Origin of the sequence: Pseudomonas sp. F(2018) (assembly GCF_005508865.1) — a bacterium.
Lineage (GTDB): Bacteria > Pseudomonadota > Gammaproteobacteria > Pseudomonadales > Pseudomonadaceae > Aquipseudomonas.
Genome location: NZ_SCOM01000004.1, coordinates 293,585 through 308,126, shown reverse-complemented (window position 1 = coordinate 308,126; position 14,542 = coordinate 293,585). Strand labels below are relative to the sequence as shown.

The window sequence follows — 14,542 nt, the reverse complement described above, 5'->3', positions numbered from 1 at the left end:
GCCCTCTTCCACGGAGAAGTGGCAGCGCTGTCGCCTCGGGATGGCTAGTGCAGGGGCAAGCCCGAGCGCGCAGAAGCTGCCAGCTCGCCGATCTTCTCCAAACGAGCACGCACGATATTGCGACTGATCCCGAGCAGGCGGCCGGTCTGCAACTGGTTGCCTTGGCAGAAATGGTAGGCGCTGCGGAAGATCGCCTCCTCGATGTGTTCGTAAAGGTCCGGCAGGTTCTTCTCGTATAGCGCGTACAGCGCGGCTTCCAGGCTCGCCTCGGCCACCGCACCGGAAGCAGCCGGCAATTCGTGGCGCTCGATAGAGGGACGCAGCTCGACCAGTTGCAGATCGTTCGGCTGCACCTGCTGATTCCGGCATACCAGCAACGCGTGATGAATCGCGTTCTCCAGCTCGCGGATGTTGCCCGGCCAGCTGTGCAGCAGCAGCTTGCGCTCGGCCTCAGGGCTCAGCGAGGCGCGCTGGTAGCCCAGACGCTGGCAATGCTCGTTCACGAAGAACTCGGCCAGCGGCAGGATATCGCCCGGCCGCTCGCGCAGCGGCGGCAGGCGGATGGTCGCCACGTGCAGACGGTAGAACAGGTCCTCGCGAAAGTGCCCGGCCACCACGGCATCCGCCAGATTGACGTTGGTCGCCGCGACCAGACGCACGTTGATCGGGATCGGGGTACGCGAGCCCAGCCGCACCACCTCGCGTTCCTGCAGGACACGCAGCAGCTTGACCTGCATGTTCAACGGCAGATCGCCGATCTCGTCGAGAAACAGGGTGCCGCCGTTGGCGGCCTCGAACCAGCCGGCCTTGCTGGTCGCAGCGCCGGTGAACGCACCCTTCTCGTGGCCGAACAGCTCGCTTTCCACCAGGGTCTCCGGAAAGGCCCCGCAATTCACCGCCACGAATGGTGCCTTGCCGCGCCGACTCAGGTGATGAATGTGGCGTGCCACCAGCTCCTTGCCAGTCCCCGTCTCGCCGATGATCAGTGCGTTGGCCTCGCTAGGTGCCAGGCGCTCGATACGGTTGAGCAACTCCTGCGAACGAGGGTCCTTGAACACCAGCACGGTGGCGCGAACCGACTTGGTCAGTTCGCGAGCCTGGGGGTGAGTGAGCAGCGACATGGCGGCGAATCCGTTGATGGCCAGAGCGCCGATAGTGCAGGAATTCATTTATGCACAAATAATCATAAATATTCATTTGATTATTCTTTTATCGAATATATGAAGAATTGCTGCTGGGGCAGCAACCCAGCAGCAGCGGTTGCTGGCCAGGCAGTAGGAAAAAACCGCTGCTTTGCCACCGGCACATTCAAATAAATTCTTATTAATTAACAAATTAAGATCAAAAAACATATCTCGGTACGGTTGTTGCGATAGGGGCAATGCGGCCTGCACAAGCCGCCGGATGCCTAGCCACCACCGCAAAAGAGCATGGGCACCGCCAACACCTGATCGCCCGGCATCGCCATCGCGATGCCGGAAACAAGCCAGTCACTGGGGGCAACATGTTCAAGCGCACCACTCTTTCCACTGCCATCGCCTGGGCCTTGGGGGGCTTGGCCGGCCTTCATCTGGTCGCGGCCCATGCTGCCGAGACCACGCAGCAGCCACAAGCGCCTGCCGAGCAGCAGGCCGACAGCGCCCCGACGCTGGCCAAGGTCACCGTCACCGCGCAGAAGCGCGAAGAGACCGTGCAGGAGGTGCCCTCCTCCATCTCCGTGCTCAACGGCGACAAGGTGCGCGACACCTCGTTGCAGTCGGCCAACGAAGTCACCCGTTTCATTCCCAACGCCTCGGCGGGCACCACCGAAGGCCACGGTCGTCCGCGCTGGTGGATTCGCGGCCTGGGTACTGGCGACCAGGGAGCCAATACCGTCAGCCCGGTGGGCATCTACGTCGACGACGTGTACATCGCCAACATCAGCGCCAGCGGCTTCCCGCTGTTTGACCAGGAGCGGGTGGAGGTGCTGCGCGGCCCGCAAGGCACGCTGTGGGGCAAGAACACCACGGCCGGCGCTATCAACTTCATCTCGCGCAAGCCCACCTTCGATCCGTCCGGCTACTTCAAGGTCGGCGTCGGCGATTACGCCGATCGCGTGGTGGAAGGCGCGGTCAGCGACGCGCTGGTCGATGACCGCCTGGCCGCCCGCCTGTCGCTGCGCCATCAGGGCCGCGACGGCTACAACGAGAATCTCGCCAACGACGACGATCAGGGCGGCCTGGAAGACGATGCCGCACGCCTGCAGTTCCTCGCGCGCATCAACGACGACCTGGAAGCCAACCTGAATCTGCACGCGCGCAGCTACCACGATACCGGCGGCTACAGCACTGTCAGCTACGGCACCCGCGCCAACGGCACCAACCAGTTCGGCTATTCGATCGACCCGAAGAAGGGCGAGGTCAACTACAACGCCGACTACAAGGTTAACATCGACCAGGCCGGCGCCAACCTCAACCTGGTCTGGCAGCTGGGCAGCCTCGAGCTCACCTCCATCACCGCCTTCGAGCATTTCGAGCGCGAAGGCCTGAGCGACAGCGACAACACGCCGCTGGAACTGCAGCGCGGATACAGCTATGCCGACAGCAAGCAGTGGTCGCAGGAATTCCGCCTCGCCTCGCCGCGCGAGGACCGCCTGAACTGGGTCCTGGGCTTCCACTACTTCGACGAGGATCTGGACTCGGAAAGCGCCAACGCCTCGCTGAGCAATCGCTACATCCCGCGCTTCTACAACAACACCGCCTTCAACCAGGGCACCGAGAGCTACGCCCTGTTCGGCAGCACCACCTACAACTTCACCGAGGACTTCAACCTCACCGCGGGCCTGCGCTGGACTCGCGAGACCAAGGACATCGACCTGCAGCGCCTGCAGAACCAGGGCCAGGCCGGCTTCAAAAACGAAGACTGGTGGCACGTCGGCAGCGTCAGCACGCCGCTGGTGGTCAACGCCGTGCAGGACGAGAGCAACACCTGGAGCGACTGGACCTACGACCTGACCCCGGAATATCGCCTGTCCGACAACGCCCGGGTGTACTTCCGCTACGCCTATGGCTTCCGCTCCGGCGGCTACAACGCCGGGGTCACCAACCAGGCCACCGTCGCCACGGTCGACCCGGAATACCTGACCTCCTACGAGCTGGGCCTGAAGTCCGAGTGGTTCGACGGCCGCCTCAACGCCAACGCCGCGCTGTTCTACTACGACTACGAGGACATCCAGCTCAACATCGTGACCGCGGTGAACAACCAGACCGTCTCGCGCCTGGCCAACGGCGCCCAGGGCGAGGCCTACGGTGCTGAGTTCGAGCTGGAAGCGATTCCGGTCGAGAACCTGCACATCAACTTCGCCCTCGGCCTGCTGCACACCGAGTTCACCGACTACACCTCGGGCAACGACGACTTCTCCGGCAACAAGTTCGTCCGTGCACCCAACGTGTCGGCCGTGCTCGGCGCCGACTACCGCATCCCGCTGAATGCCGGCGGCGCGATCATCCTCGGCACCGACTGGAACACCCGCAGCCGCCAGTACTTCTTCTCCAACGACCAGAGCGCCAACATGCGCGCCGACGGCTACACCCTGGGCAATGCCCGGGTGACCTACGAGCTGCCGGGCGAGACCACCCGCGTCACCGCCTACGTCAACAACCTCACCGACAAGGAGTACCGCAACCACACCTTGCCGGGCGGCTTCCAGACCGCCGCGGTGATGTTCGGCGACCCGCGCACCGTTGGTGTCTCGGTGACCAGCGACTTCTGACCCACCCCGCCCGCGGCCTGACCGGCCGCGGGCCTTCGCGAGGATTTCGCCATGCAAGCATTCACCCTCACCCGCCTGTTGCGCCGCCTGGCCCTGCTGCCGGCTGCCCTGCTGGCCAGCCAGGCCATCGCGGCGGAGCCGCCGCAGAGCGTGCGCATCGCCACCGTGGCCTACGCCAACGCCGGCAAGGTCACCTTCAACGGCCCGGCCTACGTGATGGATCGCGACCAGTGGCTGCAGCAGGAACTGGCCAAGCGCAACATCAAGCTGGAATGGGTCCCGGCGGCCACCGCCTCGGTGGGCACCTTCGTCAACGAGGAGTTCGCCAACAAACGTATCGACTTCGCCTTCTATGGCGACCTGCCATCGATCATCGCCAATGCCTCCGGCGTCTCCACCAAGCTGATCGCCCCCGGCGGCAGCGGCAACAATGTCTATCTGGTGGTGCCCAGCGGTTCCAGCGCCACCTCGATCAAGGATCTCAAGGGCAAGCGCGTCGCCCTGCACCGCGGCCGCCCCTGGGAGCTGTCGTTCGCCAAGCTGCTGGAGGCCAACGGCCTCGGCTTCGCCGACTTCCGCATCTTCAACCTCAACCCCCAGGCCGGCGCCGCTGCGCTGAGCGCCGGGCGGGTGGATGCGTTCTTCACCCTCAGCGACGCCTTCCTGCTGGAAGACAAGCAGGTCGGCAAGATCGTCTGGTCCAGCAAACAGGCACCACGCGACTGGAAGATGCGCGCCGAGCTGTGGGGCGCCAGTGAATTCGTGACCGAGCAGCCGGAGCTGACCCAACTGGTGGTCACCGCCTACCTGAAGGCCGCCCACTGGACCGCCCAGGACGCCAACCGCGCGACCTACCAGGGCTATCTGTCGCAGTCCGGCCAGCCACTCAGCGTGCTGCAGCGCGAAGTTGAGGGCGAGTCCTGGGTCGGCCAGTTCACCCCGCTGTATGACCAGGCCCTGCGCCAGCACTACGCCGACGCCATCGCCTACAGCCAGAAGGCCAAGCTGATTCGCGGCGAGGTCGACGTCAACACGCTGCTCGAACCCAAGTTCGTCGCCCAGGGGCTGAAGGAACTGCAGCTGGAGAACTACTGGCAGGAAGACCAGGCCGACCTGGCCAGTCGCCCCTGAGGAGAGCCCCATGAGCATCGAATTCATCTGGGAGTTGCCCAACTGGCGCGACTCGCGCTATGCCGACGCCCTCTCCCATCTGCGCGGCGAGCGCGAGGACCAGGCCGCGTTCGGCCCCGGTGTCAGCGACCCGCGCGGCGAACGTTTCAACTACCTCGACTACCTGCAGCAGATCGCCCGCGCCGCCGACCTGACCGGCTTCGATGGCATCCGCATCGGCAACCATCCCGAGGGTGACGAGCCCTGGATCATCGCCGGCTACGTCGCCCGCAGCACGCGCCACCTGCGCCTGCTCACCGAGTTCGACGCGGCGCGCGGCTCGGCGGTGTATGCGGCGAAGAACGCGGTCAGCTACCAGCGTTTCACGGGCGGGCGCTTCGCCTGGCAGCTCAGTACCCCGGTCGATGCCGCCGCTCGTAGGCGCCAGGGCGACTTCGTCGCGGATGCCGACCTGCTGCCACGCATCGAGGAATTCATCGGCGTGGCGCGTGGCGTCATCACCCAGGCGCCGTTCAGCTTCAAGGGGCGCTTCTTCGAGGTGCTCGATGGTGGTTTCCAGGGCCCGCTGTCGGGCCAGCGCGTGCCGCCCATCTACCTCGCCGGCGACGCTGCCGAGGCGCTGCAACTGTCCGCCTGCCAGGCCGATGTCCATGTGTTTTCCGCACGACCGCCCAGCGAACTGGCGCCCCTGCTCGACGAACTGGCCCGCATCGCCCGCGGCCATGGTCGCGCCCTGCAGGCAGGTCTGCGCCTCGACCTGCTGGCCCGCGAGGACACCGCCGAGGCCCTGGCCGATGCCCAGCGCCTGGCCGCGCAGACCGGCCTGCAGGCACCTGGCGGCAGCGGCTTGTGGCAACCCGGCGAAGGCGCCATCGCCACCCTGGTCGGCAGCTACGCCGAGGTCGTCGAGCAACTGGCCGAATACGCCGCTGCCGGCATCGGCAGCTTCCTGATTGGCGCCGCGCCGCATCTGGAGGAAGCCTACCGGGTCGGCGAGAACGTCCTGCCTGCCCTGCGCGCCCGCCTTGCCGGCGCCACCGCCCACACCGCCTGACGAGAACCCACAGCATGGCCATCGATGTCTTCTGGCGCCTGCCCACCCATGGCGAGCCCAGCACCCACCGCAACCGCGAGCCGTTTCGCGGCGACTGGTTCTTCGGCAACGGCAGCCCCAGCAGTAGCGGGCTGAGCACCCGCGACGACGGTTTCACCTATATCGACTACCTCGCCGAGATCGCCCGCGCCGCCGAGATCTCCGGCTTCCAGGGCGGGCTGATCCCGTCCTTCCCGATGACCGACGAGCCCTGGGCCATCTCCGCCTTCCTGGCCCGCGAGACGCGCACCTTCCGCTTTATGATCGCCTTCCAGCCGGGCTTCCTGAACCCGCTGACCGCCGCGCGCATGACCGCCAGCCTGCAACGCGCCACCGGCGGCCGCGCGCTGTTCAACGTGATCACCGGCGGCGGCGGCCCGGCCCAGCTGTGGTGGGGCGACAGCGCCGGCCACGATGCCCGCTACGACCGCACCAGCGAGTTCCTCGACGTGCTGCGCGGGGTGTGGAACGGCGGCCCGTTCAGCTACCAGGGCCGCTACTACCAGGTCGAGGATGGTGGGCTGGCCCTGCCGCTGGCGCAGCAGGAATTTCCCGAGATCTACTTCTCCGGTTCTTCGGACGCGGCACTCGCTACTGCATCGAAACACGCCGAGTACTACCTGACCTGGCTCGAACCCTTCGCCCAGCTGCGCGAGAAGTTCGCCCGCGTGCGCGAGCGCACCGAGGCTCTGGGCCGCAAGATCAAGTGTGCGGTGCGCGTCGACATCATCGCCCGCGCCACCGAGGAAGAAGCCTGGCGCGAAGTGCGCAAGGGCTTCGAGCGGCTATCGCCGGCGGAACTGGCGCGCGCCGCCCAGCGTCCCGGCGGCGACTCGGTGGGTGCCAGCCGGCAGGCCGGCAATCGCCCCGAGACCGTCAGCCGTTTCGACGACCTGATCCTCGAGCCGAACGTCTGGTCCGGCTTCAACCTGCTGCGCGGCGGGCAGACCAACGGCATTGTCGGCAGCTACCAGCAGGTCGCCGAACGCCTGGACGAACTGGTCCAGCTCGGCGCCGACGCCTTCATTCTGGCCAGCACACCGCACCTGGAAGAAGCCTACCGGGTCGGCGAAGAAGTCCTGCCGCTGCTGCGCGGCCACCGCTAATCCCACCGCGGCCGCCGGGCCCCGGCGCGCCGCCCAGCTTCTGGAGCCGCCCATGCCACAGTCTTCGCCTCGCCCAACGCCCAGCCTCGACAGGCTCTGGTTCACCCGCTGCCCGGTGCCGACCGCCACCGGCCTGGCGTACAGACTCGGCTGGCTGCAGCAGGCCTTCGCCGACGACGGTATCGCCATCGAGACCCTGCAGGACAACCCCGACCTCGGCCAGCACCACTACGACCATCAGCTGCCGGAGCTGATTCGCGAAGGCGGCAACATCCTCGCCTTCGCCGCCCGCGCCCAAGGCGCGCCGACCCGTCTGATCGGCCTGACCTGGATCGACGAGTGGCAGGTGATCCTGGTGCGCCCGGAGTCCGGCATCCGCAGCGCCGCCGACCTCGCCGGCAAGCGCCTGGCGCTGCCGCAGTGGATCGACCATCCGCTGCCCAGCCACGCCCGCGGCTCCAGTATCGCCCGCGGCATGTCGCTGCAGGGCTATCGCGGCGCGCTGGCCAGCGCCGGGCTCGGCCTGCACGACGTGACCCTGGTCGAGGTGCCCTCCGGCCACGGCCAGCGCGGGCAGAACGGGCCGCGCCAGCTGTGGGCCGGCATCGAGCAGCTGGCCGCCGGCCGGGTCGATGCGGTCTATGTCAAAGGCGCTGCGGCGGTGGATGCGGCGCGTGCCGCCGGGGTGGTGGTCGGCATCGATCTGGATGCCCTGCCCTCTGCCCATCTGCGCACCAACAACGGCACGCCGCGACCGATCACCGTGCACCAGAGCCTGATCGACCAGCACTACGACCTGCTGGTGCGCTTCCTCGCCGAGACCCTGCGCGCCGCCGACTGGGCCGCCGACAACCCCGACGCCGTGCGCGCCGTTCTGCAGGGCGAGACCGTCGGCAGCGCCGCGGGAGTAGCCACCGCCTATCGCAACGACTTCCACCGCAGCCTGCACCCGGACCTCTCCGCCGAGCGCCTGGCACTGTTCGCCGAGCAGAAGCAGGCGCTCTGGCTATACGGCTTCCTCGAACGCGACTTCGACCTGCACGACTGGGTCGACCGCCGTCCCCTGGAGGCCGCCCTGGCCCTGCGCGAACGCCAGCGGCAGGCCGGCCTGTAGATATCCACCCGTACGAGACAACGATATGAGCACATCCCGCCAGACCGAATACGCCATCCATCTGCAGTTCCTCGAACGCTGGTCGCCACGCGCCTTCACCGGCGAGGCGATCGCCGAGCAGGAGCTGTTCGCCCTCTTCGAGGCCGCGCGCTGGGCGCCCTCGGCCAACAACGCCCAACCCTGGCGCTTCGTCTATGCGCTCAACGGTTCGCCCAGCTGGGCGAGCCTGTTCGGCCTGCTCGGCGAGAACAACCGGCGCTGGGCGGCCAAGGCGGCCGCGCTGGTGATCCTGATCTCGCGCACCCACCACCGCCGCCCCGGCGCCAGCGAGGACAGCCTGCTGCTCAGCCATTCCCTGGACAGCGGCGCGGCCTGGGCCAGCCTGGCCCTGCAGGCCCAGCACAGCGGCTGGAGCAGCCATGCCATCGGCGGTTTCGACCGCGAGCGGGCGCGCAGCGAACTGGGCGTGCCGGACGGCTACCAGGTCGAGCTGGCCATCGCCATCGGCCGCCGCGGCGATGCCGCCGAGCTGCCCGACGACCTGCGCGCCCGCGAACAACCGACCCAGCGCCAGCCGCTGGCAAGCCTGGTGGCCGAGGGCCGCTTCAGCTTCGCCAGCGCCTGAAACGATCGAGCCCGAATGCGCCACGCATTCGGGCTCGTCACTTGCGCAGACCGCCGTGGCGGCCTGCCATCTCGGCTCAGGCCACCGCTTCGAGCAGCTTCTGTCCCTGGGCCCACAGGCCGGTCATCTTCCACTGCTGCTCCAGCACACCGGGGCCGAACTCCTTGGAGCCGCCGAACAGTTCGGCGAGGCCCTGGAAGTAGGCGCCCTCTTCGATCAGCAGGATCAGCTTGGACGCCTGCAGCACGCTCTCACCCCAGAAGGTGGCGCCACCATTGGCCTCGAGAATCGCCGGGGTATGCGGGTTCTCCTCGATCTTCTCGACGATGAAGGCGTGTTCCGGCTGACGGCGGTCGATGTAGATCGGCAGCTCGCGGGCCAGGGTCACTCGCTGGGAGGCCGCATAGCGGATCGGCAGCACCCGGTGGGCACTGGCCCAACCGCCTAGGTACGGCGTGTGCACGTGGATCACCACATTGACCTCGGGGCGCTTCTGGAACACCCCGGCATAGCGCTGGCCGTTGCCGCCGGCCTTGCTGCCGCTGAGCGGCGAGCTGCCTGCGGCGGTCTCGTCCAGCACCACCTGGCCGCTGTAGCTGGCAACCACGGCGCGGATCTCCTGGTCATCGGCCCAGGGGCCTGGAGCGTGCAGGGCGATCACCAGATCGCTGTCGGGCACTCGCACATAGGCCTGGTAGGTGTTGGTGGCGGTCAGCGTGCGGGTCTCCTTGAGCACGCGGAAGGCCTTGGCGAAATCACGCTTGGCCTGTTCGAGCTGGCTGAGTTGGGTGGCGGTGAGGCTGGCGGTCATGGCTGAAGCTCCTGGGGGTCGATGATGGCGACCGCGCGTTCTCGGCACGGCACTGACCTCTCCTCAGCAGGACTTGTGCCACCATAAAAATCCATTGATTTTCAATGAGTTAATCATCACACCAAGCACTTTCCAGCCCTTCTCCAGCGGAATCTGCTGCACCCCCAGCAGCCAGTGCTGGGCAAGTGTTGCTGCACCAGCAATCACCTCCAGCAAGACCCACCAAAAATCGCTGCAGGCCCTGCCACCACTGGATTTCAGCCTTTCGGCACAGGCCTTGCTCAAGCCCCTGCAACCCCGGTCGCAGCATGCGGCGGGCTTCCTCGACGCAGCCAATGGAACACTGCCATGAGCACCGAATTTTTCTGGCGTTTACCGCTGGGTAGCGATGGTCCCTACCTGGCCACCGACAAGAACAACCGCGGCGCCGCCGTGCACCGCCCGGGCAACATCGCCCCGGGGCGCCTGCCCAACGGCGAGCCGGACGGCTTCACTTACATCGACTATGTCGCCCAGGTGGCCAAGGCCGCCGAACTCGCCGGCTTCGAGGGCGCCTTGCTGCCGACCGGCCCCGAGCCGTGGATCGCCGCCGCCGCCCTCGCTCGTGAGACCCGCAGGATCAAGTTCCTGATCGCCTTCCAGGCCACCTGGACCCTGCCGGCCTATGCCGCGCAGCAGGCAGCGATCCTGCAGAACCTCAGCCGTGGCCGCCTGGAGTGGAACATCATCACCGGCGGCAACCCGGCCAGCCAGCGCGCCAACGGCGACTTCCTCGAGCACGACAAGCGCTACCAGCGCACCGGCGAATTCCTCGACATCATCGATGGCCTGTGGAGCAACGAGCAGTTCAGCTACCAGGGCGACATCTACCAGCTGGAGAACGGCGCGCTGCCGCTCGGCCTGAAGCATGAGCGCAAGCCCGGCGTGTACTTCTCCGGCTTCTCCGATGCCGCCCTGGACGTAGCGGCGAAGCATGCCGACGTCTACCTGAACTGGGCCGAGCCGATCGACAAGCTCAAGCCGCACCTCGAACGCGTGCGCGAGCTGGCCGACAAGCAGGGCCGCAGCGTGCGCTTCGGCATCCGCATCGACCTGTTCGCCCGCGAAACCGAAGAGGCCGCCTGGAGCGAACTGCGCCGCCAGTACGAACGCATCGACGCGCGCACCAGCGCCGCCATAAAGCACTTCGCCACCGGCTCCGACTCGGTGGGTGCGGCGCGGCAGAACGCCTACCACCAGAACAGCGACCGCTTCGAAGACCTGGTCCTCGGCCCGAACCTCTGGGCCGGTTTCGGCAAGGCCAAGCCGGGACCGACCGTGGGCCTGGTCGGCAGCCACGAGAACATCGCCGAGCGCCTCGCCGAATACCGCGATGCCGGCTTCTCGACCTTCATCCTGGCCGGCAATCCGCACCTCGAAGAAGCCCTGCGCATCGGCCAGGAAGTCCTGCCGCTGGTGCACGCCAAACCGGCACAGAGCCAAGCCCCCACCGCCGCGCTGCAAGCCAGCGCCTGACTGCAAGGAACCGCACCATGAGTCAACCACTCGATACCCTCTGGTACACCCGCTGCCCGGTACCGACCGGCCTCGGCATTGCCGTGCAGAAAGGCTGGCTGGAAGAAACCCTGGGCGCCCAGGGCACCGCCATCAAGTCGCTGCGCGAGTCGGCCAACCAGGCGGTGCGTGAATCGCACTTCGACCATACCCTGCAGAACTCGGTACGCCACGGCGGCAACATCCCGGCCATCTGGGCCCGTGCCAGTGGCCGCGACACCCGGGTGATCGGCCTGTCCTGGGCCGACGAGGTACAGCTGATCCTCAGCCTGCCGGACAGTGGTATCAAATCCGCCAAGGATCTCAAGGGGCGCAAGTTCGGCTTGCCGAACTGGGCCAACGCGCAGATCGACTTCACCCGCGCCCAGGCCATCCGTGGCCTGGAAAACGCCCTCAAGCTGGACGGTCTGGAGGTCAAGGACGTCGAGTTGGTCGACTACACCCACGGCGGCACCTTCAGTGACGAAGCGGCAGAGACGGTCAGCGGCACCTCCACCTTCGGCGGCCGCCGCCGTGGCGGGCAGAACGCCGAGCTGGTCGGCCTGCTGCGCGGCGAAGTCGACGCGATCTTCCTCAAGGGCGCCCATGCCGCACAGCTGGCACAGCAGTTCGGCCTGCACACGGTGATCGATACCGGCTCGCATCCGGAACCGCTGATCCGCGCCAACAACGGCACGCCGCGCACCCTGAGCGTCGACTCCAACCTGCTGGAGCAGCACTACGATGCCGCGGTCGGCATTCTCGGCTCGGTGCTGCGCGCCGAGGAATGGGCCTGGACCCACCCAGACGACACCCGCCGCTACCTGGCCCGCGAGACCAACAGCAGCGAATACTGGGTAACCCAGGCCTACGGCGAGGACGCTCACCAGCGCCTGCGTACCAACCTCGACGAGCGCTCGATCGTGGCCCTGCAGGACTTCACCGACTTCCTCCAGCGCTGGGCCTTCATCCCGCAGAGCTTCTCGGTCCAGGACTGGATCGACCCACGCCCTCTGGAAACCCTGCGCAGCACAGTGGCACAGCGCGCCGGCTGAGTCGTGGTTCCGCACGGGCGAACACTGCGCCCGTGCGGAGCACATCCGAACAAGCGTTTCGTGGACATTTCATGAGCACACCCCTCGATACCCTCTGGTACACCCATAGTCCGGTACCCACAGGGCTCGGCATCGCCGTTGAATCCGGTCGTCTGGCCCAGGCCTTCCGACCGCTGGGCACCCGCATTCAGGCACTGCGCGAGTCCTCGGACCGCGAAGTGCGCGAGGCACACTTCGACCAGCACCTGCACAACTCGGTCCGCCATGGCGGCAACATTCCGGCCATCTGGGCCCGCGCCCGTGGCAGCGAGACCCGGGTAATCGGCCTGTCCTGGGCCGACGAGGTGCAGCTGATCGTCACCACCCACGACAGCCAGATCCGCGACATCCGCGACCTGCGCAACCGCCGCTTCGGCGTGCCCAAGTGGGCCAACGTGCAGATCGACTTCACCCGCTCCCAGGCCATTCGCGGTCTGGAAAACGCCCTCAAGCTGGAAGGCCTGCGGGTCGCCGACGTGGAGCTGGTCGACTACCCCTATGGCGGCACCTACAGCGATGAGCCGGTGCACCATGTGCATGGCGCCCAGGTCACCCTCGGCCGCAACCGCCCGCAGCGCAACAACGAGCTGATCGGCCTGCTGCGCGGCGACATCGATGCGATCTTCGTCAAGGGCGCCCATGGCCTGCAGCTGGCCAACGAGTTCGGTTTGCGCGTGGTGGTGGATGTCGGCTCGCACCCGGACCCGCTGATCCGCGCCAATATCGGCACGCCACGCACCCTGACCGTCGACCAGCACCTGTTCGATGAACACTTCGAGGCGGCCGTGCTGATCCTCGATACCGTGCTGCGCGCCGAGCAGTGGGCCTGGGCCCATCCCGAGGAGACCCGCCGTTTCCTCGCCCGCGAGCTCAACACCAGCGAGTACTGGGTAGCCCGCGCCTATGGCGAGGATGCCCATCTGCGCCTGCAGACCAACCTGGCCGAACGCTCCGTCGGCGCGCTGCAGGACCTCACCGATTTCCTCCAGCGCTGGGACTTCATCCCGCACGGTTTCGACGTGCGCCAATGGATAGCCGCCGAGCCGCTGGAACAACTGCTGGAGAAGGTCAATGTCGCGATCTGAAGCCAGCGGGCGCCCCGGCGCCTTCCTGGCCAACTTCATGCTGCTGGCCGCCTTCAGTGGCGCCACCATCGGCATGGCCAAGATCATCACCACCCTGTACGCCATCGAGATAGGCGCCAATTCCCTGCAACTCGGCATCATCTCGGCCATGGAATCGCTGGGCATGGTGCTGCTGACCCTGCCGGCCGGCTTCGTCATCGCCCGCTTCGGCGCGCGCCGGGTGTACTTCCTCGCCAGCCTGGGGCCCATGCTGCTGAACCTGGCCATCCCGCTGTTCGGCGGCTGGATCTACCTGGCCGCGGCGCGCCTGCTGATCGGCCTGTGCATCCCCTTCCGCATCGTCGCCATGAACAGCGCGTTTCTGCGCCAGCTCAAGCGCATCGGCAACGACAAGGCCGGCTGGTACCGCGGCTCGCTGACCCTGGGCATGGGCCTGCTCGGCCCGCTGCTGGGCAACTGGCTCAGCGGCAGCACCGGCTTCACCCTCGGTTTCGTGGTGATCGGCCTGTGCTTCGGCCTCATGGCGGTCTACAGCCTGGGCTTCTGGGAAGCCGAACAGGTGGAGCCGAGTAGCCTCGATGTCGGTGCCGAAAGCGGCAGCATGTTCAGCCAGGTACTGGCCATGCTGCAGAACCTGGAAATAGCCGAGAGCTGCCTGATCGAGATGCTCTCTGGCGCCACCGGCGCGCTGTTCGGCACCTTCATCATTCTGCTGGCGATGGACGTTGCCGGGCTCTCGCAGAGCCAGGCGGTCAGCCTGGTGATGGTGCAAGGCCTGGCCGCCGTGCTTGGCCTGTTCGGCCTCGGCTATCTGGTAGAGCGTATCGGCCGCCGCTTCGCCTATGTCGCCGGGCTGAGCGCCGCGGTGCTCGGCCTGCTGCTGCTCGGCCGCGCACATGGCTACGCGTTGCTGGCCATCGGCGGCGTGCTGTTGAGCACCGCAGCCTCGCTGGTGCACCTGGTCAACATGGCCCAGCTCGGTGAGCACGCCGCCGACAAGAGCAAGATTTCCGGCCTGTTCAACCTGGCCGGCATGCTCGGCAGCTTTTCCGGCGCGCTGCTCGGCGGCGTGATCAGCCAGCTGGTCGGCCTGAGCAACCTGTTCCTCGCCTGGATTCCACTGCTGTTGTTGGTGGCCGGCTTCTGCTGGCTGCGCAAGCTACGTCGCGTCCCCGCGGCTGGCATATTGGAGGGATGAC

Annotated in this window: 14 protein-coding genes; 11 read left to right on the top strand and 3 right to left on the bottom strand. The window is 66.9% G+C overall.

All coding sequences use genetic code 11. From position 1 onward, the window contains the following. Nucleotides 1–44 precede the first annotated feature (44 nt). Nucleotides 45–1,121 (bottom strand): sigma-54-dependent Fis family transcriptional regulator, encoded by a 1,077-nt coding sequence (locus FFS62_RS18410; RefSeq protein ID WP_137974298.1) that lies wholly within the window; start codon nucleotides 1,119–1,121, stop codon nucleotides 45–47. On the opposite strand from FFS62_RS18410, the gene FFS62_RS18405 reads away from it, so the two are divergent. The 7 genes from FFS62_RS18405 (at nucleotide 1,104) to FFS62_RS18375 (ending at nucleotide 8,820) form a co-directional block, all read left to right on the top strand. Beyond that, nucleotides 1,104–1,316, top strand: coding sequence for a hypothetical protein (locus FFS62_RS18405; RefSeq protein ID WP_137974297.1), 213 nt, complete (start codon nucleotides 1,104–1,106; stop codon nucleotides 1,314–1,316). The genes FFS62_RS18410 and FFS62_RS18405 overlap by 18 nt on opposite strands. Nucleotides 1,317–1,504: 188 nt before the next feature. Continuing rightward, nucleotides 1,505–3,751, top strand: coding sequence for a TonB-dependent receptor (locus FFS62_RS18400; protein ID WP_137974296.1), 2,247 nt, complete (start codon nucleotides 1,505–1,507; stop codon nucleotides 3,749–3,751). A gap of 51 nt (nucleotides 3,752–3,802) precedes the next feature. Further along, complete coding sequence (locus FFS62_RS18395; RefSeq protein WP_137974295.1) at nucleotides 3,803–4,882, top strand: ABC transporter substrate-binding protein; 1,080 nt, start codon at nucleotides 3,803–3,805, stop codon at nucleotides 4,880–4,882. Between the two features lie 10 nt (nucleotides 4,883–4,892). Further along, on the top strand, nucleotides 4,893–5,936 hold the full coding sequence (locus tag FFS62_RS18390) for an LLM class flavin-dependent oxidoreductase (RefSeq protein ID WP_137974294.1): 1,044 nt from the start codon (nucleotides 4,893–4,895) through the stop codon (nucleotides 5,934–5,936). Nucleotides 5,937–5,950: 14 nt separating this feature from the next. After that, nucleotides 5,951–7,081 (top strand): LLM class flavin-dependent oxidoreductase, encoded by a 1,131-nt coding sequence (locus tag FFS62_RS18385; RefSeq protein WP_137974293.1) that lies wholly within the window; start codon nucleotides 5,951–5,953, stop codon nucleotides 7,079–7,081. A gap of 52 nt (nucleotides 7,082–7,133) precedes the next feature. Beyond that, entirely contained in the window at nucleotides 7,134–8,195 is a 1,062-nt protein-coding gene (locus tag FFS62_RS18380; RefSeq protein WP_137974292.1) for an ABC transporter substrate-binding protein, read from the top strand. Between the two features lie 25 nt (nucleotides 8,196–8,220). Continuing rightward, nucleotides 8,221–8,820: a nitroreductase family protein gene (locus tag FFS62_RS18375; RefSeq protein WP_137974291.1), complete on the top strand. Its 600-nt coding sequence runs from the start codon at nucleotides 8,221–8,223 to the stop codon at nucleotides 8,818–8,820. A gap of 76 nt (nucleotides 8,821–8,896) precedes the next feature. Here the strand turns inward: FFS62_RS18375 and FFS62_RS18370 are convergent, their stop codons facing one another. Both FFS62_RS18370 and FFS62_RS18365 read right to left on the bottom strand, forming a co-directional pair. Then, a complete protein-coding gene (locus FFS62_RS18370; RefSeq protein ID WP_137974290.1) occupies nucleotides 8,897–9,631 on the bottom strand; it encodes a class II aldolase/adducin family protein in 735 nt (244 codons plus the stop codon). Between the two features lie 63 nt (nucleotides 9,632–9,694). Then, nucleotides 9,695–9,916 (bottom strand): hypothetical protein, encoded by a 222-nt coding sequence (locus tag FFS62_RS18365; RefSeq protein WP_137974289.1) that lies wholly within the window; start codon nucleotides 9,914–9,916, stop codon nucleotides 9,695–9,697. Nucleotides 9,917–9,979: 63 nt separating this feature from the next. Here FFS62_RS18365 and FFS62_RS18360 point away from each other — a divergent pair, with 63 nt between their 5' ends. From FFS62_RS18360 to FFS62_RS18345, 4 genes are all read left to right on the top strand, one after another. Next, on the top strand, nucleotides 9,980–11,146 hold the full coding sequence (locus FFS62_RS18360) for an LLM class flavin-dependent oxidoreductase (protein WP_137974288.1): 1,167 nt from the start codon (nucleotides 9,980–9,982) through the stop codon (nucleotides 11,144–11,146). Nucleotides 11,147–11,163: 17 nt separating this feature from the next. Continuing rightward, on the top strand, nucleotides 11,164–12,219 hold the full coding sequence (locus FFS62_RS18355) for an ABC transporter substrate-binding protein (protein WP_137974287.1): 1,056 nt from the start codon (nucleotides 11,164–11,166) through the stop codon (nucleotides 12,217–12,219). A 71-nt stretch (nucleotides 12,220–12,290) separates the two neighbouring features. Continuing rightward, on the top strand, nucleotides 12,291–13,343 hold the full coding sequence (locus FFS62_RS18350) for an ABC transporter substrate-binding protein (RefSeq protein WP_137974286.1): 1,053 nt from the start codon (nucleotides 12,291–12,293) through the stop codon (nucleotides 13,341–13,343). Then, nucleotides 13,330–14,541, top strand: a complete 1,212-nt coding sequence (locus FFS62_RS18345; protein ID WP_137974285.1) for an MFS transporter — start codon at nucleotides 13,330–13,332, stop codon at nucleotides 14,539–14,541. The genes FFS62_RS18350 and FFS62_RS18345 overlap by 14 nt, the downstream gene beginning before the upstream one ends. The last annotated feature ends 1 nt before the right edge of the window (nucleotide 14,542 follow it).